Origin of the sequence: Synechococcus sp. SYN20 (assembly GCF_014279555.1) — a bacterium.
Classification (GTDB): Bacteria; Cyanobacteriota; Cyanobacteriia; order PCC-6307; family Cyanobiaceae; genus Synechococcus_C.
On the sequence record NZ_CP047959.1, the window covers coordinates 2,648,644 to 2,669,203 of the forward strand.

Below are 20,560 nucleotides of genomic sequence, written 5' to 3' on the forward strand. Positions count from 1 at the left end.
CACGATCAGCCGCATGGAATTAAGGCGTGACTTAAGCCTTACAAGCCTCACCCTGACCGTCGTCACCGGAACGATTGGCTCGGGATGGTTATTTGCCTCCTATTACGCCGCTCGAACAGCTGGACCCGCAAGCCTGCCCGCCTGGCTGCTCGGGGGATTGATTTCCTTCATGCTCGCTCTGGTGTTTGCGGAGTTGGGCTCACTCATCAACAGTTCCGGAGCACTGGCCCAGATTCCACTTCTCAGTCATGGGCGCTTGTCTGGCTTCATCGGTGGTTGGAGCATCTGGATCAGCTATTTGTGCGTCCCAACCATCGAGCTGTTAGCCATGCTCGATTATCTCGACAGCAGCCTGCCCTGGCTCACGCAAGATCGGAACGGCACACAAATTCTCAGCGGAGGCGGTCTGGCTGTCGCCATCGTCTTGATGGTGTTCTTCACCTGGATCAACCTCAACGGTGTGAAGGGTCTGGCCCGCTGGATCGACAACCTCACCATCTGGAAGTTGATCGTGCCCCTGCTTGTAGCGAGTGTGTTGATGCTGCTCAGTCAGCACTGGGGAAATCTGAGCATCCCAGTCAGAATCGCCAGCGACCCATCGGCCATCAACGCTGGCAGCGGCACGGAACTGGTGAATGCCGTCGGAAGCGGAGGCATTCTGTTTTGTCTCCTCGGCTTTCGCACCGCCGTCGACCTCGCTGGAGAAACGCGCAACCCCCAACGCAATGTGCCGCTCGCCATGGGACTAGGGCTAGGCATCAGCCTGCTGATTTACCTCGTTCTGCAATGGTCTTTCCTGGTGAGTGTGCCACCAGAAGCCCTGCAAAAAGGATGGTCGCAGCTGAGCCTCGGCCAACATGGCGGTCCGCTTGCAGCCATCGCCCTTGGTCTTGGGCTCGGTTGGATGGTGGTGCTGTTACTGATCGACGCAGCGCTTTCCCCCAGCACAACGGCGATGGCCTACCTGGGGGTATCGGCGCGGGTGAGCTGGATGATGGGCCGCTGCAAACTGCTCCCTAAGTCCCTGGGTCAGGTCAACAGACATGGAGTACCGGATGTTGCCGTCGTCAGCAGCTTGGTGTTGGGATGTGCCCTGTTCTTAATCGGCCCAGGCTGGCAACAGGTTGTGGCCTTCCTCACGGCAGCGCAAATGATCGCCCTAGCCATGGGGCCAGCAAGCTTGTTAGCCCTGCGCCAACAACTCCCCCAAGAACGAGGCCATTTTCGAATTCCCTATCCCACAGCCTTGAGTGCCTTGGCCTTTGTGATGGCGACATGGGCAACAAACTGGTGCGGGCGCACAGCATTAGAGGGAGCGGTGCTCGCTATCGGAATCCCAAGCCTGCTCTTTGCGCTTCACAACTGGAGAAAACGCCAGCCAATTGAAACCAAAGAAGGCCTGTGGTGGGGGCTTTATCTCGGACTACTTGTGTTGGACATGGAGCTGTTTAGCCAAGGACAACCCCTGGAACTCTCGAACCTGTCCCATCTCGCTGTACTGGCGGGGATAGCCCTTCTGGTGCTGCCGATTGCAGTCAACAGCGCCTTACCAGAAGTTTCACCCCACGCGCTCACACACTTAAAAACCGATCAACAACATCTTGGCTGAGCTCAGACGTGGAGCCACTGGCCACAATTCCTCCGCGCTGCATGGCGTAATAGCGATCCGCCTGTCGAACGAAATGCAAATGCTGCTCCACTAGCAGAACGCCAATCCCTTTCTCAGCAATAATGCGTTGAACGGCAGCTTCAATATCCTGAACAATATTAGGCTGAATACCCTCAGTAGGCTCATCCAGAAGCAACAATTTTGGCTGACCTAAAAGAGCACGAGCAATGGCAAGCTGCTGCTGCTGACCACCGGAGAGATCTCCACCTTTTCGTGAAAGAAATTCCTGGAGAATGGGAAAAAGTTCGTAAATAAAAGGATCGATACGACGATTTCGAGCAAGGCCTCCTGGGAGGGCCTCCATCCCCAACATCAAATTCTCTTCAACTGTTAATTGAGGAATGATTTCCCTACCCTGAGGCACATAGCCAAGTCCTGACCTTGCACGCTGATGAGGAGGCTGACGCTCCATTCCATGGCCTTCAAAAATAATCTCACCAGACCGTGGTTTAAGCAAACCGATCAGAGACTTAAGCAGTGTGGTCTTTCCCACCCCATTCCGGCCGATCAGGCAAACCATTTCTCCAGCGAGGACCCTCAGATCAACATCTCGGAGAATATGGCTCTCGCCGTAATAGGTATTGAGGCCCCGAATCTCGAGCATTGTCATTGAGCTTCGTCCTCCGTAGTTCCCAAATAAACCTCAATCACTCGAGGATCCTGTTGCACCTGATCCATAGAGCCCTCACAAAGAACATGACCCTGGTGCAACACAGTCACCGGGCTTTCAAGACGACGGATGAATTCCATATCGTGCTCAATGACCAAAACAGTGTGTTCTCCAGCCAAAGACTTCAGTAAATCAGCCGTTAGGTCAGTTTCCTCATCCGTAAGACCTGCAACCGGCTCATCCACCAACAAGAGATCAGGATCTTGACCAACCAACATTGCAATTTCTAACCACTGCTTCTGTCCATGAGACAGGGATCCAGCTCTCCAGTCAGAGCGAGATTGAAGATTAACAATGTTCATGAGATGGTGAACTTGTTCACGCTGTTCAGCACTGATACGGCCAAAAAGCAAAGTCCAAGGCTGCTTTGACCGACTAACAGCCAATACCAAGTTGTCCTGAACTGTTAGATCTTCAAACACACGAGGACTTTGGAACTTACGGCCGATGCCAAGTCGTGCAATGCGGTGTTCTGGGATTCCAACCAGAGATCGGCCCTTAAAAAGCACGCCTCCTGAGCTAGGCGCAACCTTTCCAGTGATGACATCTAAAAATGTTGTCTTCCCCGCTCCATTGGGACCGATGACCGCTCGTAGCTCTCCTGATTGCAAACTGAGGTTGAGATCTCGAAGAGCAAGAAAGCCATCGAAACTCACCGTGATGTCCTTGAGCTCCAGCAATGCTCTGGAACCAGAAACAATATTGCTCATGGCTGCACCTCGTCATTGCCATCAACTTCAAGTTGCGGATAAGTACCAATCGGCCGAATAAAGCCCACACGGGACATCAGATTCCTCGGTCCTTCTCCTTGGAACCAACCAATCACCCCCTCAGGCAGTGCCGTCACGACAAGAATGAATAAACCACCTTGGATGAAAAGCCAAGTTTCAGGCAATGCTTCGCTCACCAGACTTTTGGAGTACATGATGACAACAGAACCAAGAATCGCTCCAACTAATGTTCCACGACCACCAACAGCGACCCAAATCACCATTTCGATCGAAAACGGGACAGTCATGAATTGGGGCGAAACGATGCCTGATTGCACGGTGTAGAGCGCCCCACCAATACCCGCTAATCCCCCAGCAATTGCAAACACAATTGTTTTAAATAACGTTGGGTTATACCCAGCAAAACGAAGCCGCGGCTCATCATCACGGATTGCAATTAGAACGTTTCCAAAGCGACCACGCACAACCCAACGTAGAAAGACCCACACCAAGATCACAACGACAGCCGTCAACCAAAAGAAACCACGCTGCATCTCTGCCGATCCCAACTCGAGCTGCCCAAACAGAACTGTGACATCCGTTTTGAGACCATTGGTCCCATTAATCAGCTTTTGCTGTCCATTGAAGAAGTTAAAAAAGACCAACAGAGCAGCCTGGGTCAAAATCGAAAAATAAACCCCTTTAATCCGATTACGAAACACCAAGTTCCCCAATACAGCTGCGAGCAAAGCAGGGACTAGCCAAATTGCAATGAGCGTAAAGAGAGGCGAACGAAAAGGCTCCCAAAACAATGGCAACCGATCAACTCCATACAAACTGAAGAATTCAGGAATAGAATTGGGCATATCCATAGAACTCTTCAGTTGGAGATACATCGCAGCGGCATAACCTCCAAGAGCAAAGAAAATTCCCTGACCAAGACTCAGAAGACCTGTAAAGCCCCAAATCAAATCAATCCCAAGCGCCACAATCGCTAGCGATAGAAACCGACCCAACAGGTTCAGACGGAAAACAGGAAGAACCGATGGAGCAGCAACGATGACCGCGATGATCAACACCCAAACAGCCACCGAGAGCCATGGACGCTGTTGAAACGAACGAAACATCAGTTCAAGCCTCCACCATGCGGCCTTTTTGCGGGAACAGGCCTGAAGGACGGAACTGAAGGAACACCACAATGAGGGCAAACACCATCACCTGAGCCATGCTCGTGGTCGCAAAAAATTCAACGCCACCAGCCAGTGGCCCAGGCATATCGGGCCAAATCGTAAGCAGCCTTCCCGCTCCAATCAGATCAGTTAACAAGCCGATCGCAAATGAAGCCAAGACGGTGCCGAAAAGATTGCCAACACCACCGAGCACCACAACCATGAAACAGCCCACGATGTAAGACGTTCCAACGTTGGGACCTACCGAACCCAACAACGACACTGCAACTCCAGCCACGCCAGCCAAACCAGAACCGATCCCAAAGGTGAGGACGTCAACGGTGTCAGTCGGAATGCCGAGGCAGTCGCTCATCGAACGATTCTGAGTGACTGCCCGAATCCGAATACCCCAAACACTGCGGTTAAGGAACCAGATCACCCCAACGACTGCGATCAACGTCATCACGATGATCACAAGACGTGGCACCGGAAATGTGAGATCCATCCACTCGAGACCACCGCGCATCCACTTCGGAGCGGTGACATCCACATTGCGAGATGTCGCCTTAGCAATCCGGCTAATTTGCGAGGCCAATCCACCCGCAAATAACACTCCAATGAAAGCGGAAACAGCCCAACCACCTAATCGCACAAACCGGGATTGACGTCCCTCCAATAAGTGCTTCGGAAGAAACAACGGAACGCTGAATCCGAGCACGAGAAACAGAACCATTCCTGCCGCATAAGCAAGCGGAACGCTGCGCACAAACTGCTGGAGAATCAAACTGACACCCCACGTAGCAAGCAACGTCTCCAGTGGACTCCCATAGAGACGTCGTATCACTGTGCGTTCAAGCAAAATGCCAACAACACCGCTTACAACGAAGGCGCATGGAATCGCAACCAATACGTAGGCGTTGTAAATAGGTGCAAGTAGGGGAAGTTTGAAAATGAGCTGCACCACGTAGGTGGTGTAGGCACCAAGCATGATTAATTCGCCATGAGCGAGATTAATCACACCCATCAAGCCAAACACAATTGCCAGTCCAAGGGCGGCCATCAGCAACACAGAGCCGATGGCCACACCGTTGAACAGACTTTCGAAAAGCAGTTGCACGGGGAGGGTCTAGTAAGCGAAACAAATAAAAAGAGGAGCCCCCAAGGGACTCCTCCTGTAGCAATCCATCAATAGATGGAGCTATCGATGATCAGAGCTTGTACTTCTCTCCCTTGCTGGGATCAGACCAATCGCAAGCGAAGCCCTTCGATGTGGGCTCAAACTGGTTCCAGGTCTGAGGATCAATTGGGCTGTCCGACTCTTCTACGATTTCAAACTGACCATCTGCAGTGATCTCTCCGATCCGAACGATTTGAGAGATGTGATGGTTAGGACGAACCTCGATGGGTCCTTGAGGAGCATCAAACTTAATACCGATCAGGGCTTCACGTACTTTGTCGTCATCGAAAGTACCGGCTTTCTCAACAGCCTGCTTCCAGAGGTAGACCATGTTGTATGCAGACTCTTGAGGGTCGGCAACAACGCGGTCAGCGCCATACTTAGCTTTGAAGTCAGCAGCAAACTTCTTCGAAGCCGGCGTATCAATGGACATCATGTAGTTCCAAGCGCCGTAATGGCCCTCAAGGAACTCAGGTCCAATTGTGCTGATTTCTTCTTCAGCAATGGAATAGCTCATCACGTAGTAACCCTTTTCAGGAGTGATGCCAGCATCCTGAATCTGCTTAAAGAAAGCAACATTCTGGTCACCGTTCAAGGTGTTGATAATTACACCACCATCAGGCAAGGCTTTTTTAATCTTGGCAATAATTGGAGCAACCTCAGTATTACCTAGGGGCAAATAGTCTTCACCAACCACTTCTCCACCCAGAGACTTCACCTGCTCCTTGGTGATGGTGTTTGAAGTACGAGGGAAGACATAGTCAGAGCCCACTAGATAGAAAGGCTTTCCTGCAGCTGGTGACTTCTCGAACATGAAGCTGGTCGCTGGCTCCGACTGCTGGTTAGGAGTCGCGCCGGTGTAAAAAATATTCTTCGAACATTCTTGCCCTTCGTACTGAATTGGGTAATACAGAAAAGCATCCTTCGATTCGTACACCGGAAGCATTGCCTTACGGCTAGCAGAGGTCCAGCCGCCAAACACAACAGGAACTTTGTCCTGATCGATGAGTTTTTTGGACTTCTCAGCAAACGTGGGCCAATCGGAGGCACCGTCTTCAACGATGTAATCAATTTTGTACTTCTTGCCGTCCACCTCAACACCACCGGCAGCATTGATTTCATCAATGGCCATCTTTTCTGTATCCACCAAGGTGGACTCAGAAATCGCCATCGTCCCCGTTAGAGAATGAAGGATGCCGACAGTGACGCTGTCGTCGAATTCCACGCTGGAGGCTTTCTCATCGCCACCACCACAAGCGGTGACGGCCAGACCCAGCGACGCTGCGGCCATGCCGGCAAAGAGACGCTTGGACAATGATGAACTCATGAGTACCAAAAACAAGTGAATCGACGCTTAAACGTCGGAGCACGAAAGGTACAGATCAAGAGCCGCAAGTTCCTGTATCAATAAAAACAATTTGGCTCTTAAGCGCCTAAATACGATTCATTCTTGTATCTGTTGCAACACAAAGGCTTCCACGCGATCGAGTCCTTCTCCCGTCCGAAGGTTGGTAAAACACCAGGGCCGATCCCCGCGCATCCTCAGTGTGTCCTGTTCCATCACACCCAAATCGGCACCAACCAGGGGAGCCAGATCAATCTTGTTAATCACCAATAAATCGGACCGTGTAATTCCAGGTCCGCCCTTACGAGGAATCTTGTCCCCAGCCGCTACATCAATCACGTAGATGCAAAGGTCCACTAATTCGGGACTAAAACTGGCCGCAAGATTGTCACCGCCGCTTTCAACCATCACCAGATCAAGACCGGGAAATTGCTGCTCCAATTCACTTACAGCAGCTCGGTTGATGGAGCAGTCTTCTCGTATCGCCGTATGGGGGCACCCCCCGGTTTCAACACCGCGGATACGCTCCGGCTCTAATGCACCTGAGCGCGTTAGGAATTGGGCATCCTCTTGCGTATAGATGTCATTGGTTACAACAGCTAACTGCAGGCGATCACGCAATCTCCTGCAGAGCGCTTCCACGAGCGCTGTTTTACCTGAGCCCACCGGACCGGCGACGCCAAGCCTGAGTTTGCTGCTCATCAGCTTCGGAACAAACGTGAATACAACTCAGCATGAGCCAACTGGGCGAGCCCTGCACCAGCACCACCAGACCAAAGGGTGCGCGGATCTTGATCCTTCAAAACCCTCGCCTGATCACGAATCATCGGCAACAGTTGCTGTTGGATCCGTTGAGCCGTGGTGGGACCAAGCGGCACCAAGCGGACAGCCGCACTGAGCTGATTCGCAACCCAGCCATAGAGATAACCCTCCACCATCTCCTGTTCAGAGATCTTCAACGACAAAGCAGCCCAAGCCCAGGCCGCTGGCCAAGCCAAGACCACCCGCTGAGGCAATGCCTGAGGCAACGGATGTCCAAGATCAGCCATCAACGCCAGCAAAGAACCGCCCATCTGCACGTGCTGGGCACGCACCTCAGCCGACTCCCTCAAAGCCAGCAACCAGCCATCCAGAGAGATCAAGTCGCTGGGCATCCCTAACCCTTCGCCCTCCCAGACTTGAAACAGAGCACGCAATGGTTGTAACGCCGCAGCTTCCAACCTCAGTGCACCTCTCTGCAGTTCCGCTTCAATCCAGTTCTGAAGTTCGAATGCATCGTTCAGATCGCCATCTTGGATCAAAACCTCAAGCCCCTCGGAATAACTAAACGCACCAACGGGCAAGGCAGGACTCACCAACTGCAGCAATGCAAGCGAGGTCATGCGTGCTGATGGGCGAGATAAGCACCGCCTTCGGGCCTAAATGGACCACAACACCGTGTCAGCTTCAATCCACGGCCATTGAGCATGGTGGCGAGCACAGAGTCATCGAGCAACAACAGCTCATGCTCATGCAACTCAAGAGCCACATGGCGATTGCCAAGGTGATAAGCGGCCTCAAGCAAGGCCAGCGGCGTTGCTGCCTGCACTCGCAATAACTCCTCAGGAGCAGCGGTCACCAACACATGCACCTGCCGAGGGGAATTGGTGAGGCGATCACCAGGCGCCAAGGCCCGCTCGCGTGGCAGCTGCAACAACACCTCTCGACCACAGGCTGTGCGACGACGGCCACGCAGCACCGTGCGCTGATCCGCACTCAGCGGCAACTCCATCACCGCGAGGGTGGCGTCAGGCAATGGCTCCTCAGACAAGAGGCGATGGTCCAACACGATCAAACCAACATCCAAGGGTTCAGACAGCCAAAGAGATCACGCAACAAAGACTGCCCAAACAGCACGCCTTCGTTTGGTAGTGCTTGCTACACAGCCAAGAAGAGTTGGCGTCGAGCGTGCATCCATGCATCGACTTGATCCATGGCACGGCACCTGCAACCTGCAGTTTTTTGCAGGCAGCAGCGGCAGTCAGCATCAAGGGGGCTGCACCGCCCCCTTGAAATTGATGCGCGCCGAACGAGGAGAAAACGGGCGTTGCGAGCTTCCTCTGCTTCACACCGCTGGCGGTCTTGTGGGAGGAGACCAATTGAGCGTCAACCTCGGCTTAAGACCAGGCAGTCGCTGCCTGCTCACCAGCGTGGCCGCGCAAAAGGTATATGGATCAGTGGGTCGCAGCCAGCTCCATCCCCAGGGGGCTTGGGCCCGCCAACAGGTCTTGGCAGAGCTTGATGCCGAGACCGATCTGGAGTGGCTTCCCCAAGAGCTCGTGCTGTATGCCGACGCTCTGTTTGAACAAAACCTCAGCGTCACCTTGCCGATGGATGGATCGTTTCTCAGCGCAGAAATTGTGCGTCTCGGGCGCACTGCCGCAAATGAAACATTGGGCCGCGGATGCTGGAGATCTAGCCTCCAAATTCAACGTCAAACGGCTGAGGGAAGGCGCTGGGAGCTTGTTGATCGGCTCGAAATCAGCGACGCAGCGCTGAAGGGAGTGCATGGACTCAATCAACAACCGGTCTTCGGCACCTTGGTTTGGGCGGCACCCTTCCCTCTCCCAACAGACAAGCTCAACACCCTCCTTGATGACATTCGGCAGGATCGAAACGAACTCAAAGGGACCATGCATTGCGGCGTACTCCCCCAGGGACTGATCGCCCGTTACAGCGGCTTCTCGAGCCGTGATGCCCGTTTCTGGTTCAGCAGGATTTGGGCTCGCACCCGTCAGGCAAGAGCCCTGGCTGCGCCGAAGATTCCCAGGGTCTGGCCTTTACAGGAAGATCCCTTGAAGGTCTAAGCGTTCAGCCTGAACATTCCGCTGGCCCCGGGAGATAGAAACTAAGCGGAGTGCAAGGTCAGCATGCACCTCAGCCCCCAGGAAAAAGACAAGCTACTGATCGTCACGGCTGCACTCTTGGCAGAACGTCGACTCCAGCGCGGCCTCAAGCTCAACCACCCGGAAGCTGTGGCATGGCTCAGTTTCTTGGTTATAGAAGGCGCACGCGATGGGAAGAATGTGGCCGACCTCATGCAGGAAGGAAGCACATGGTTAAGCCGCGACCAGGTGATGGAGGGCATTCCGGAGTTAGTCGATGAAGTCCAAATCGAGGCTGTGTTTCCCGATGGAACCAAGCTCGTAACCCTGCATGACCCCATTCGCTAAGGCTTTCTCTGATGGCACCCCTGATCCCCGGTGAATTGATCCCGGAACCCGGCGAACTTGAACTCAATGCCAATAGGGAGGTCACAACCCTCAGCGTTGCCAACAGCGGTGACCGTCCCGTACAGGTGGGATCCCACTTCCATTTCCAAGAAGCCAATGCGGCCCTGATCTTTGACCGTGACGCTGCACGCGGCCAAAGGCTCGACATTCCAGCCGGTACGGCCATTCGCTTCGAACCCGGTGACAACCGCGACGTGAATTTGATCCCGTTTTCTGGAGCACGCCGCGTGGTCGGCTTCAACGGACACATCAACGGACCCCTCGACGCCTGATTCATGCCCTACCGCATCTCCCGCCAGGCCTACGCCGAAACCTATGGGCCCACCACTGGTGACCGCATTCGTTTAGCGGACACCGAACTCATCCTTGAAGTGGAGAAGGACTTCACCACCTACGGCGATGAGGTGAAATTCGGCGGCGGAAAGGTGATTCGCGATGGGATGGGCCAATCCCAAACCTCGCGGGCTGGAGGAGCCGTTGACACCGTGATTACCAATGCCCTCATCCTTGATTGGTGGGGCATTGTCAAGGCCGATATCGGGCTAAAAGATGGCCGCATCGTTGGCATCGGCAAGGCCGGCAACCCCGACATCCAAGAAGGCGTCACCATCGTGATTGGGCCCGGCACCGAAGCGATTGCTGGCGAAGGGCACATCCTCACAGCAGGTGGGATTGACACGCACATCCATTTCATCTGCCCCCAACAAATTGAAACGGCCCTGGCCAGCGGAGTGACCACACTCATGGGCGGTGGGACGGGACCGGCCACTGGAACCAATGCCACCACCTGCACCCCAGGTGCGTTTCACATCAGCCGAATGCTGCAGGCAGCAGAAGGGCTTCCCGTCAACCTGGGCTTTTTCGGGAAAGGAAACGCCAGCACACCAGAAGCCTTGGAGGAACAAGTACGAGCAGGCGCATGCGGCCTCAAGTTGCATGAGGATTGGGGTACCACGCCGGCCGCCATCGATGCCTGCCTATCGGTGGCCGATCAAATGGATGTGCAGGTTTGCATCCACACCGACACGCTCAACGAAGCCGGCTTCGTGGAAGACACCATCGCCGCAATCAAAGGCCGCACGATCCATACCTTTCATACAGAGGGTGCGGGCGGCGGCCATGCACCAGACATCATCAAAATCTGCGGCGAAGCAAACGTACTTCCCAGCAGCACCAACCCCACACGCCCCTACACACGCAACACCCTCGAGGAGCACCTCGACATGTTGATGGTGTGCCATCACCTTGATCCAAAAATCCCTGAAGATGTGGCCTTTGCGGAATCACGCATCCGCCGCGAAACGATTGCTGCTGAAGACATCCTTCACGATCTCGGCGCCTTCTCGATCATCGCCAGCGACTCCCAAGCGATGGGACGTGTGGGAGAAGTGATCACACGCACCTTCCAAACAGCCCACAAGATGAAGGTTCAACGCGGAGCACTGCCAGAAGACTCAAGCCGTAACGACAACCACCGCCTGAAGCGCTACATCGCAAAGGTCACGATCAATCCAGCGATCGCCCACGGCATCAGCCGTCAGGTGGGGTCGGTGGAAACAGGCAAACTCGCTGATTTAGTGCTCTGGAAACCAGGATTCTTTGGCATACGACCTCAACTCGTTGTAAAAGGCGGTTCGATCGTCTGGGCCCAAATGGGTGATGCCAACTCCTCAATCCCAACACCAGGACCAGTGCATGGACGACCCATGTTTGCTGCCTTCGGCAAAGCCCTTGCCCCCAGTTGCCTCACCTTCATGAGCGATGCAGCCATGAACGACAACATCCAAAGCAAACTCGGGCTGGAACGCACCTGCATCGCCGTAGAAAACACACGCAGCGTTGGCAAAAGTGCTCTCAAACTCAACTCAGCACTTCCAAAGATGACCGTGGATCCACAGACCTATGAGGTGTTTGCCGATGGCGAGCTTCTCACCTGTGAACCAGCGGAGGTGTTGCCACTCGCCCAGCGTTATCTACTGCTTTGACCACGAACGCCCCCACCTTGCTGGTGGTGCAGCACATCGATCGAGAAGGCCCTGATCTCGTTGCAGAAATCGCGCTGGAGCAAGGGATGGTCATTCACACGATTCGCCCTGACCAAGGGGAGCCTCTCCCCGACCCCATCAGCACGAAAAATACAATCGCCGTCCTTCTCGGAGGGCCGATGAGTGTCGGCGAGCGACATCAAGATGGGATGGCTTGGATGCAACGGGAGTTGGACTGGCTCGCTCTTTGGCATCAACAAAACAATCCAGTGCTGGGAATCTGCCTCGGCGCACAACTTTTAGCGGTCGCTGCCGGTGGAGCAGTACAACCCTTGCGAGTGGGACTGCCGCCTCAACCCCTGAAAGAGGTTGGCTACGGAGCCATTCATTGGCTCATGAAACCAAGCAGCGAACCACTCCTCATGGGCTTACAACCCAGTGAAATGGTCCTGCACTGGCATGGTGATCGCATCCAGCTACCTCCAACAGCAACCTTGCTGGGTTCATCCCTGCATTGCCAAGAACAAGTCTTCCGTATTGGCTGGAATGCCATTGGCTTGCAATGTCATATGGAACTAACGACAAGAAATCTCAAGCAATGGATTCGAGAAGACCACAACTACATCGTGAGCGCAATGGGGCCGGATGGACCCAAACGATTACAACAAGATAGTGAACGGTTCGGCAACTTAGTTGAACACCAAGGACGCCATTTTATCGGCAATGCATTGACACTTCTTACCACCCAAGCAATCTAACCCTCAAACAGGCAAAAGAATTCACAATCCGCATCTTGTTCAACACAAAGACAACTCTATCCATCCTCAGGATACAATTCTATATCGAGCACTAATCAAACTAGAAGCTTCTACTAAGACATGCCGATTACGGGCTCTTATAGCGAAGATTTGAAACATGCAGCCTCGCATTCTCACCTCAAGGAGGCATACCTCAAACACCATCTAATAGGAGATCAAGAAAACAATCAAATTGCATACAGACCACCACATCACCGCAGAAAAACAAGAAAGAAGAGCCGTTAAGAGTGCTCACATACAGCCAAAAAACAAAGAATCCTGAGCGAAAGCTTGGGCAAAACCAACAATTTACAAATCAGTAACAAACAACACTGGGTCAGCTGCATGCAAAGCGATTGGATGGGAACGATCAGAAGCAGTTGAGGCGATGTTCAAGGATTACCAGCCATCGCATGGATATGACGAATATTTCTGCAAGAAGGAGGCCGCCCCACGCAAAGATCTAGAGCCTCTTCTCAACTCACTTGGTGACATCGGCCTTGCCGAACTCAAACGCAACCATGCCTCTGCCAGCAATCTATTAAGGCGCCTTGGAGCCACATTCCGAATCAACGACTCAGGACCCCGCGAAGCCGAACGGATCCTTCCTTTTGACCCCCTACCCAGATTGATTCACAAAAGTGAATGGAGCACTTTGGAAGAGGGTTTACTGCAACGCCTAGATGCAATTGACCATTTCTTAGCAGATATTTATGGGCCACAACGCATTCTCCACGATGGGGTCATCCCTCGGGAAGACGTTGAAAGTTCTCAGGGCTGGCGACCAGAAATGCAAGATATCAAATTACCCTTGGGACGCTGGTGTCATATATCTGGTCTTGACTTAATCAGAGATGGCGACGGCAATTGGCGTGTCCTAGAAGACAACCTGCGCTGCCCCTCAGGAGTGGCTTATTTCCTCGAAAACCGTCGTGTCATGAAGCGATTATTCCCGAGTCTTTTTGAGGGACGCCAGATCCAAGCAATCGATGATTACCCCTCTCACTTACTGAGAACTCTGCAAGACTTAGCTCCATGGAGTGATACTCCGCGCGTGGCACTTCTCACTCCAGGAGTGTTCAACAGCGCCTATTTCGAACACAGTTATCTTGCCCAGCAGATGGGAGTCACGCTCGTGGAAGGCAGAGACTTGGTCTGCGAGAACGGCCATGTATGGATGCACAGCACAGAGGGATTGCAGCAGATTGATGTGATCTATCGACGGATTGACGATGACTTTCTCGATCCCAATGTGTTCCGCCGCGATTCCATCCTTGGAGTGCCTGGCCTCATGGAAGCGATGTGCAAGGGCAACGTCGCTATCGCCAATGCACCAGGAACTGGCGTTGCCGACGACAAGCTCATTTACGCCTACGTACCCAAGATGATTCGCTACTACCTCGGGCAGGAACCCATCATCGAAAATGTTCCCACCTATCTCTGCTCAAGACCAGATGACCTGACCTACGTGTTGGAACACCTCAAATCACTCGTCGTGAAATCGGTCGCTGAAGCAGGGGGCTACGGAATGTTGATCGGTCCACACGCCTCAACAAGTGAAATCGAAGCCTTTGCCGCAAAGATCAAGGCTCATCCACGAAATTTCATCGCACAGCCCACATTGCAGCTTTCCACCGTTCCATCTCTCAGTGATGGTGAGCTCTATCCGTGCCATGTGGACTTACGTCCTTATGTACTGCGTGGAAAAACGAACTGGGTCAGTCCAGGTGGACTGACCCGCGTGGCCTTAAGACGTGGATCTTTGGTAGTGAATTCCTCCCAAGGTGGCGGTTGCAAAGACACCTGGGTGGTGAGTGATACGCAAGCAAAGATGAAAGATCTGGAGGCCATACCGTGTTGAGCCGCGTCGCGGACTCCCTTTATTGGATCAACCGTTTTGTGGAGCGCGCTGAAAACATCTCTCGCTTTCTTGAGGTGAGCGAAGCAATGGCTCTGGACAATCCCAGCAGCAACGCTGAACCCTGGTTGCCATTAATCGATGCGAATGGCGATCGCCAACGCTTCGATCAAAGCTATCCGCGTCAATCACCAAAAGATGTCAGAAACTTCTTACTCCTCGACAATGACAACCCCAACAGCATTGTGAGCTGTATCTCGAATGCTCGTGAAAATGCACGCCAGATCCGCGATGTGATCTCTACAGAGATGTGGGAGCACATCAACGATCTTTTTTGGAATCTTCAGGATGGAGAAGCCCTATGGCGGGAACCAGACCAAGAGCAACTTCGCAATATTCGTCGCGGTTGCCAACTGTTTTATGGCATCACTGACGTCACACTCAGCCGCGATCAAGCCTGGTTGTTTAGCCGTCTAGGCCGGCTCATCGAAAGAGCTGATAAAACCTCCCGCATCCTTGATGTGAAGTACTTTCTGCTCTTACCAATCCCCAGCGCAGTAGGCGGAGTAATGGATGAACTGCAATGGATTGCTCTTCTCCGTACCGCTGGTGCCTATCAGATGTATCGACAAAGCGTCCAACAAGCAATCAGTCCCACCTCAGTAGCCCGCTTTCTTCTACTAGATCCAATTTTTCCCAGATCCGTCCGATTTTGCCTGCAAGAGATCAACAACATTCTCGAGAGAATTCAACACAAACCCATTCCAGGATCACCTGACGATCTCGAATGCCTGCGCGGTCAGCTGGTGGCCAAGTGGAGTTACGTGCGCATTCAGTCTCTGATTGACCACGGTTTACACGAAGCGATTGATCAACTGCAGACCGATCTCAATCAACTGCATGAGCTCATTCATACAAGCTATTTCCGCACCGCCGATCACACACCGCAGGACCCCTCAACCATTTCGAACGACCCCTCATGCTCGCTGAGCTAACCCACACCCTTACGTATCGATACGACGCACCCATCAGCCTTGGCGATCACCGCCTGTGCCTCCAACCAAGAGGTCATGGTCATCAGCGACTGCTTGAACATCAGCTGATCGTGTCTCCAAAACCAAGTCATCTCCACGCTCTCGTTGCAGCCAGTGGAGATGAGATTCAACGCATCCGCTTTCAAGGCACAACAGACCATTTGTGCATCGAAGCACGCAGCAAAGTGGAAACCCAAGCTGCAGCGCCACTGGAAGAATGTTTCAACCCACTGAATCCTCCGCTTCCATACCCCCGCGGACATCTCAATCCTGATCTTCACGGTGCGCTTGAAGGCTGGTTACCGAACGGTCAACACGATCCCTCAGCCATAGCCCTAGCCCAAGATGCATTGATGGGGGGAAACCAGCAAACCTTGCCGTTTTTGCGCCAACTGATGGCGACCATTCAAGACCGGGTGAAATACACCGAACGACATTTAGGCCCAGCTTGGCCAGCTGGCCGAACCCTGAGGGAAAGAGTGGGCTCTTGCCGAGACTTAGCCATGTTGATGGTGGAATGTTGCCGCAGCGTCGGGTTACCTGCACGGTTCACTAGCGGATATCAACTCACCGATCCTGCCCCTGATGACTACGACCTTCATGCCTGGGCCGAGATCTATCTACCTGGAGCCGGATGGCGTGGTTTTGACCCCAGCTCTGGAAGCGAAATCAGCGAGCGCTACATCGTGCTGGCCAGCTCCTCAAAACCAGAGTTAACCGCTGCTGTTTCAGGCGATTTCAAAGGTCCACCGAACACGATCAGCACCCTCAACTGGACAATCAAAGCCAAGGTCTCAGGATCAAGGCCAGAGGGCATGGCGATCAAACACACTCACGCTGCTTGAAGGACAGGTTCAAGACCATGCAAAAGAGGACGCGCTGCAGCCTTAGAAGTAACTTCATAGAGCTTTGGAATCTTCAGGCTGTTATAAACACGAAACTCTCTCTCTATGCATGCATTGGGATTTCGTTTGGCCTGATTAAGCACAACAGATCCATCGGGATCAGACAAGGACCGGTGAAATGTACCTCTTGGGATATTAAGAATGTCACCCCCACTGTCCAAACGGACGATGTGAAAGGGATGTTCCCAAGCCAAATTCACCAAATAGAAGGTTCGTCCACCACTAGCGGCAAGAAGATTGTCGTCTTGGTGAGGATGCAAATAAAACTGCCACGCCCCACTCTCTTCAGCATCCGGCGGACTCACCGCTGGTCCACGATGTGTCACTAGATCACGCGCATTTGAATCAGGAATGGTGATATCAAAAAACCTGACAGATGGGGTATCGCGAAATCGCGTATACGGAATAAGTTCGAACATCTCAACAAAGATTTAGCAGCCAGGTTTAACGCCGATATCTTTTTCAATCCGTAGCAAAGGCCACTCATCCGCCCAAGTAAGCCATCTCAGCATGATGATTCCCTTTCTGTATCAATCCACGCTCTTCACTAAAACGATCTGAACGCCCAATCCACAGCTGTGCCATCACCTCTGCAAGCTCCGAGTCGGAGACATCCATACGAAGCGATGGACGCAAATCAAGGCCTTCACTCGCAAATAGACAGGTAAACGCTTGCCCATCTGCAGTGATCCTAAGACGATTGCAATCAGAACAGAATGGCTCTGTAATTGAGGCAATTGTGCCAACCATCCCACCACCATCTTTATAGGACCACTGCCGACACGTCCCAGCAACTGGACGACCAATCGATTGAAGTGGCCAATGACGATGAAGAAGCTGAATCATCTCATTAGCTGGCATCACCTGATCACGACACCAGCCATTGCGATTACCTACATCCATATATTCGATCAGACGCAACTGCAATCCTTGTTGTCTGGCCAGCTGTGCTAATGGAATCAACTGATCATCATTGTGGCCGCGTTGGATTACAGCATTGAGCTTGAGGCGTCCCTGCGCAGGGTTGTACCCAGCAGCATGAGCCGCATCAATGCCAGCCAGCACCCGCTCCAACAGAGCATTCCCAGCTTCAGGGCCAGAGCGCAAGCCAGCCATTCGCGCAATACTCGCGCCGTCAACGGCATCCAAGCTGATCGTGATGCGATCCACTCCCGCCGCGCGCAATCGGCTCGCCTTCTGATGATCGAGAAGAGAACCATTGGTGGTGATAGCAACCTCTTTCAAGCGACTGAAGGGGTGAGAAACCGACTGCCTACCAACCGAGAGGGCATCAAGAAGCGGCCAAAGGCGATCGCTGAGCAAAGGTTCACCGCCCGTGAGTCGAAGCGTATGTGCTCCCAACTGACAGGCCGCATGAATCAACCGAAGCTGATCATATGTATTCAACAAACCCGGAGGCTCAATACTTTCTGGGCAACAATATGGACACGCTAAGTTACATCTCGCGGTTAGAGATAACCTTAAAACTCCCAACGGCCTAGCCAGGAGATCAATGACATGTGATGGCTTTGTCATTCGTCGAGAGTTACTAGATCAGCGGGACAATTGACATTGCGCAACGCCCCCTTCGGCAATGCAAGTACCCGATGCGGAACCCTCCTAAGCCAATCATGCATGCTCAGCCGATGATCAGCCAACTGACGCAATAGGGTTTCTCGATAAATGCTGTCATTGGGGTAGATAGCAAACAGGGGTTGAAGCTGTGTGCTGTCATGCGACACCACAGCCAATGAAGGCTGCTCCTGCCAAGCACGAATCAACTGGACCAGAGCCCAAGATTCCAACCAAGGCATATCAACAGGAAGGACGAGTGAAGCGAGAACGTTCTCCTGACCAAACACAGCCGACAAAGCAGCCAGAGGCCCCTGACCAGGGAAAGGGTCCGGCCTGCACTCAACCCCATCAAACCTTGAAGCCAACTGATGATGACTAGAAATTGAGCTAACAACATCAACTGGCAGATCAAGACGACGGCACAAACCAATGCTGTGCGACAACCAAGAACCACCTTGAGGGTGAGGGATGAGTGATTTGTCTCGTCCCATGCGACGACTCTTCCCTCCACAAAGCAGACAAGCTCGAAGCCCCTGCACCGACGGCACATCCATAGCCAACAAATTATTGGACATCTCAGGTCCCAAAATGTAGCGAAGAAGACGAAAAATGAAAAGCAAAGATCATCATCCCACTGAATTTCGTATCCAATGCAACCAAGACAATGGCGATCTAATGATCAAATAAGTAGGCGGTTTGCATGTGCGCCGTAGCTTGACACCTCAGCGCATTTTTTAGAAGCAGAGGTTTTTCTACACACATTTAATTACCCCATGCTTGGAGAACTCTGGTCGTTCCAGGGGAGATATAAAACTCTTCACCTCACCTGGTTCGCATTTTTTCTGACCTTTGTCGTCTGGTTCAATCTGGCGCCCTTGGCCACCACCGTTAAGGCCGATTTGGGATTAACTCTCGGTCAAATCCGCACCGTTGCCATTTGCAACGTAGCCCTCACGATCCCAGCCCGCGTTCTGATTGGAATGCTCCTCGATAAATACGGGCCTCGACTGACCTATTCCAGCCTGCTGGTTTTTTCGGTCATTCCTTGCCTGATGTTCGCCTCTGCCCAAGACTTCAACCAATTAGTCGTGGCGCGCCTGCTGTTATCCATCGTGGGTGCAGGCTTTGTGATCGGGATCCGCATGGTTGCCGAATGGTTCCCACCCAAAGAAATAGGCCTAGCTGAAGGGATCTATGGAGGTTGGGGCAATTTCGGATCAGCGTTCTCGGCTCTAACGCTCGTAGGACTCGCCGGATGGCTCTCGTTCTCAGGTGGCTTCGAATTGCCATCAGGTGCCGTCCTTAATTGGCGTGGTGCCATTGCACTAACGGGAATTATTTCTGCTGTATACGGCTTTATTTATTACTTCAACGTTAGCGATACACCTCCTGGTAAGACTTATCAAAAGCCTGAGCGCACAGCAGGATTGGAAGTCACATCGATGCGTGATTTCTGGGGATTGGTGGGTATGAATGTACCGTTTGCCGCCATTCTCTGTGTGCTCTGTTGGCGCCTACAGAAGGTTGGCTTCCTGAATGCAGGCACCTATCCACTGGCCTTAGGTGCGGTTCTGATCTGGTTTATCTTTCAAACCTGGGGAATCATTCGCACCAATCGAGAACTGATCATGGGTACGAAAACGTACCCCAAAGAAGATCGCTACGAATTCAAGCAGGTTGCCATTCTTGAACTCACATACATTGTGAACTTTGGATCTGAGTTGGCCGTCGTTTCAATGTTGCCAACATTTTTCGAAACCACTTTTGATCTCCCTAAGGCAACAGCTGGCATCCTTGCCTCCTGCTTTGCTTTTGTGAATCTTGTCGCTCGCCCAGCCGGAGGTCTGATCTCCGACAAGCTTGGCAGTCGTAAGAACACGATGGCGTTCTTAACAGGAGGCTTAGGGATTGGTTACCTCGTCATGAGCATGATCAAACCTGGTACGTTCAGCGGAACCACAGGGATCATCATCGCTGTATTAATAACCATGTTGGCCTCTTTCTTCGTTCAATCAGGAGAGGGGGCAACGTTTGCAATGGTTCCTTTGGTGAAGCGACGCGTCACAGGCCAAGTTGCTGGTTTGGTTGGTGCGTATGGCAACGTCGGAGCTGTGACTTATCTCACCATTTTTAGTCTGCTTCCGATGTGGATGGGTGGGGGCAAGGATCCTTCACCAGACATCATCGCAGCCTCCAATAGTGCTTTCTTCCAAGTTCTGGGAGTCGCTGGCCTAATTGTTGCTTTCTTCTGCTTCTTTTTCCTCAAAGAACCCAAGGGTTCTTTCGATGATTTGCATGAAGGAGAAACAGCGAGTCCTGAATTCGCCAAGAACTGATTCCATATTCCAATTCATGACTGCACCCGGCGCTATTGGTTCCGGGTGTTTCTAATAC

General features: G+C 52.7%; 21 protein-coding genes. 10 read left to right on the plus strand and 11 right to left on the minus strand.

What is annotated here, in order from left to right; all coding sequences use genetic code 11:
• Positions 1 to 13: 13 nt before the first annotated feature.
• On the plus strand, positions 14 to 1,609 hold the full coding sequence (locus SynSYN20_RS13970) for an APC family permease (RefSeq protein ID WP_186524156.1): 1,596 nt from the start codon (positions 14 to 16) through the stop codon (positions 1,607 to 1,609).
• On the opposite strand, the gene urtE is transcribed toward SynSYN20_RS13970, so the two are convergent.
• The 8 genes from urtE to ureE form a co-directional block, all read right to left on the minus strand.
• Positions 1,572 to 2,279, minus strand: coding sequence for an urea ABC transporter ATP-binding subunit UrtE (gene urtE / locus SynSYN20_RS13975; protein WP_186524157.1), 708 nt, complete (start codon positions 2,277 to 2,279; stop codon positions 1,572 to 1,574). The genes SynSYN20_RS13970 and urtE overlap by 38 nt on opposite strands.
• The gene (gene urtD, locus SynSYN20_RS13980; RefSeq protein WP_186524158.1) at positions 2,276 to 3,049 is read right to left on the minus strand and encodes an urea ABC transporter ATP-binding protein UrtD; all 774 of its coding nucleotides are present in this window, start codon (positions 3,047 to 3,049) and stop codon (positions 2,276 to 2,278) included. The genes urtE and urtD overlap by 4 nt, the downstream gene beginning before the upstream one ends.
• Positions 3,046 to 4,176, minus strand: a complete 1,131-nt coding sequence (urtC, locus tag SynSYN20_RS13985) for an urea ABC transporter permease subunit UrtC (RefSeq protein ID WP_186524159.1) — start codon at positions 4,174 to 4,176, stop codon at positions 3,046 to 3,048. The genes urtD and urtC overlap by 4 nt, the downstream gene beginning before the upstream one ends.
• A 4-nt stretch (positions 4,177 to 4,180) precedes the next feature.
• Entirely contained in the window at positions 4,181 to 5,335 is a 1,155-nt protein-coding gene (locus SynSYN20_RS13990) for a branched-chain amino acid ABC transporter permease (RefSeq protein WP_186524160.1), read from the minus strand.
• Between the two features lie 91 nt (positions 5,336 to 5,426).
• Positions 5,427 to 6,722, minus strand: coding sequence for an urea ABC transporter substrate-binding protein (gene urtA / locus SynSYN20_RS13995; protein ID WP_186524161.1), 1,296 nt, complete (start codon positions 6,720 to 6,722; stop codon positions 5,427 to 5,429).
• A 117-nt stretch (positions 6,723 to 6,839) separates the two neighbouring features.
• The gene (gene ureG, locus SynSYN20_RS14000) at positions 6,840 to 7,442 is read right to left on the minus strand and encodes an urease accessory protein UreG (protein ID WP_186524162.1); all 603 of its coding nucleotides are present in this window, start codon (positions 7,440 to 7,442) and stop codon (positions 6,840 to 6,842) included.
• The gene (locus SynSYN20_RS14005) at positions 7,442 to 8,122 is read right to left on the minus strand and encodes an urease accessory protein UreF (RefSeq protein ID WP_186524163.1); all 681 of its coding nucleotides are present in this window, start codon (positions 8,120 to 8,122) and stop codon (positions 7,442 to 7,444) included. Before SynSYN20_RS14005 ends, ureG begins: the two co-directional genes overlap by 1 nt.
• The gene (gene ureE, locus SynSYN20_RS14010) at positions 8,119 to 8,586 is read right to left on the minus strand and encodes an urease accessory protein UreE (RefSeq protein WP_186524164.1); all 468 of its coding nucleotides are present in this window, start codon (positions 8,584 to 8,586) and stop codon (positions 8,119 to 8,121) included. Before ureE ends, SynSYN20_RS14005 begins: the two co-directional genes overlap by 4 nt.
• A gap of 109 nt (positions 8,587 to 8,695) precedes the next feature.
• Here ureE and SynSYN20_RS14015 point away from each other — a divergent pair, with 109 nt between their 5' ends.
• The 8 genes from SynSYN20_RS14015 (at position 8,696) to SynSYN20_RS14050 (ending at position 16,531) form a co-directional block, all read left to right on the plus strand.
• Positions 8,696 to 9,586 carry an urease accessory protein UreD gene (locus SynSYN20_RS14015; RefSeq protein WP_186524165.1) on the plus strand — a complete coding sequence of 297 codons (891 nt, stop codon included), beginning with the start codon at positions 8,696 to 8,698 and terminating at the stop codon, positions 9,584 to 9,586.
• A gap of 63 nt (positions 9,587 to 9,649) precedes the next feature.
• The gene (locus SynSYN20_RS14020; RefSeq protein WP_186524166.1) at positions 9,650 to 9,952 is read left to right on the plus strand and encodes an urease subunit gamma; all 303 of its coding nucleotides are present in this window, start codon (positions 9,650 to 9,652) and stop codon (positions 9,950 to 9,952) included.
• An 11-nt stretch (positions 9,953 to 9,963) separates the two neighbouring features.
• Positions 9,964 to 10,284 carry an urease subunit beta gene (locus SynSYN20_RS14025; RefSeq protein WP_186524167.1) on the plus strand — a complete coding sequence of 107 codons (321 nt, stop codon included), beginning with the start codon at positions 9,964 to 9,966 and terminating at the stop codon, positions 10,282 to 10,284.
• A 3-nt stretch (positions 10,285 to 10,287) separates the two neighbouring features.
• Positions 10,288 to 11,997 carry an urease subunit alpha gene (gene ureC, locus SynSYN20_RS14030; protein ID WP_186524168.1) on the plus strand — a complete coding sequence of 570 codons (1,710 nt, stop codon included), beginning with the start codon at positions 10,288 to 10,290 and terminating at the stop codon, positions 11,995 to 11,997.
• Positions 11,994 to 12,755, plus strand: coding sequence for a type 1 glutamine amidotransferase (locus SynSYN20_RS14035; RefSeq protein ID WP_186524169.1), 762 nt, complete (start codon positions 11,994 to 11,996; stop codon positions 12,753 to 12,755). The genes ureC and SynSYN20_RS14035 overlap by 4 nt, the downstream gene beginning before the upstream one ends.
• Positions 12,756 to 13,182: 427 nt before the next feature.
• Complete coding sequence (locus SynSYN20_RS14040; protein ID WP_186524170.1) at positions 13,183 to 14,655, plus strand: circularly permuted type 2 ATP-grasp protein; 1,473 nt, start codon at positions 13,183 to 13,185, stop codon at positions 14,653 to 14,655.
• Entirely contained in the window at positions 14,649 to 15,647 is a 999-nt protein-coding gene (locus SynSYN20_RS14045) for an alpha-E domain-containing protein (protein ID WP_186524171.1), read from the plus strand. The genes SynSYN20_RS14040 and SynSYN20_RS14045 overlap by 7 nt, the downstream gene beginning before the upstream one ends.
• Positions 15,632 to 16,531 (plus strand): transglutaminase family protein, encoded by a 900-nt coding sequence (locus tag SynSYN20_RS14050; RefSeq protein WP_186524172.1) that lies wholly within the window; start codon positions 15,632 to 15,634, stop codon positions 16,529 to 16,531. The genes SynSYN20_RS14045 and SynSYN20_RS14050 overlap by 16 nt, the downstream gene beginning before the upstream one ends.
• Here SynSYN20_RS14050 and SynSYN20_RS14055 read toward each other — a convergent pair.
• The 3 genes from SynSYN20_RS14055 to SynSYN20_RS14065 form a co-directional block, all read right to left on the minus strand.
• Entirely contained in the window at positions 16,519 to 17,010 is a 492-nt protein-coding gene (locus SynSYN20_RS14055) for a redox protein (RefSeq protein ID WP_186524173.1), read from the minus strand. The two genes, SynSYN20_RS14050 and SynSYN20_RS14055, sit on opposite strands and share 13 nt — an antisense overlap.
• A 64-nt stretch (positions 17,011 to 17,074) precedes the next feature.
• Entirely contained in the window at positions 17,075 to 18,127 is a 1,053-nt protein-coding gene (locus tag SynSYN20_RS14060) for a GTP 3',8-cyclase MoaA (RefSeq protein WP_186524174.1), read from the minus strand.
• Positions 18,124 to 18,741, minus strand: a complete 618-nt coding sequence (locus SynSYN20_RS14065) for a molybdenum cofactor guanylyltransferase (RefSeq protein WP_255476296.1) — start codon at positions 18,739 to 18,741, stop codon at positions 18,124 to 18,126. The genes SynSYN20_RS14060 and SynSYN20_RS14065 overlap by 4 nt, the downstream gene beginning before the upstream one ends.
• A 198-nt stretch (positions 18,742 to 18,939) precedes the next feature.
• Between SynSYN20_RS14065 and SynSYN20_RS14070 the strand changes: the two genes are divergently transcribed.
• Positions 18,940 to 20,502, plus strand: a complete 1,563-nt coding sequence (locus SynSYN20_RS14070) for an MFS transporter (RefSeq protein WP_186524175.1) — start codon at positions 18,940 to 18,942, stop codon at positions 20,500 to 20,502.
• Positions 20,503 to 20,560 lie beyond the last annotated feature (58 nt).

Excerpts from the sequence above, each read along its gene's own strand:
- SynSYN20_RS13970 (WP_186524156.1), top strand. The coding sequence starts at position 14 with ATGGAATTAAGGCGTGACTTAAGCCTTACAAGCCTCACCCTGACCGTC.
- urtE (WP_186524157.1), bottom strand. The coding sequence starts at position 2,279 with ATGACAATGCTCGAGATTCGGGGCCTCAATACCTATTACGGCGAGAGC.
- urtD (WP_186524158.1), bottom strand. The coding sequence starts at position 3,049 with ATGAGCAATATTGTTTCTGGTTCCAGAGCATTGCTGGAGCTCAAGGAC.
- urtC (WP_186524159.1), bottom strand. The coding sequence starts at position 4,176 with ATGTTTCGTTCGTTTCAACAGCGTCCATGGCTCTCGGTGGCTGTTTGG.
- urtA (WP_186524161.1), bottom strand. The coding sequence starts at position 6,722 with ATGAGTTCATCATTGTCCAAGCGTCTCTTTGCCGGCATGGCCGCAGCG.
- ureG (WP_186524162.1), bottom strand. The coding sequence starts at position 7,442 with ATGAGCAGCAAACTCAGGCTTGGCGTCGCCGGTCCGGTGGGCTCAGGT.
- SynSYN20_RS14005 (WP_186524163.1), bottom strand. The coding sequence starts at position 8,122 with ATGACCTCGCTTGCATTGCTGCAGTTGGTGAGTCCTGCCTTGCCCGTT.
- SynSYN20_RS14015 (WP_186524165.1), top strand. The coding sequence starts at position 8,696 with ATGCATCGACTTGATCCATGGCACGGCACCTGCAACCTGCAGTTTTTT.
- SynSYN20_RS14020 (WP_186524166.1), top strand. The coding sequence starts at position 9,650 with ATGCACCTCAGCCCCCAGGAAAAAGACAAGCTACTGATCGTCACGGCT.
- SynSYN20_RS14025 (WP_186524167.1), top strand. The coding sequence starts at position 9,964 with ATGGCACCCCTGATCCCCGGTGAATTGATCCCGGAACCCGGCGAACTT.
- ureC (WP_186524168.1), top strand. The coding sequence starts at position 10,288 with ATGCCCTACCGCATCTCCCGCCAGGCCTACGCCGAAACCTATGGGCCC.
- SynSYN20_RS14040 (WP_186524170.1), top strand. The coding sequence starts at position 13,183 with ATGTTCAAGGATTACCAGCCATCGCATGGATATGACGAATATTTCTGC.
- SynSYN20_RS14050 (WP_186524172.1), top strand. The coding sequence starts at position 15,632 with ATGCTCGCTGAGCTAACCCACACCCTTACGTATCGATACGACGCACCC.
- SynSYN20_RS14055 (WP_186524173.1), bottom strand. The coding sequence starts at position 17,010 with ATGTTCGAACTTATTCCGTATACGCGATTTCGCGATACCCCATCTGTC.
- SynSYN20_RS14060 (WP_186524174.1), bottom strand. The coding sequence starts at position 18,127 with ATGACAAAGCCATCACATGTCATTGATCTCCTGGCTAGGCCGTTGGGA.
- SynSYN20_RS14065 (WP_255476296.1), bottom strand. The coding sequence starts at position 18,741 with ATGTCCAATAATTTGTTGGCTATGGATGTGCCGTCGGTGCAGGGGCTT.
- SynSYN20_RS14070 (WP_186524175.1), top strand. The coding sequence starts at position 18,940 with ATGCTTGGAGAACTCTGGTCGTTCCAGGGGAGATATAAAACTCTTCAC.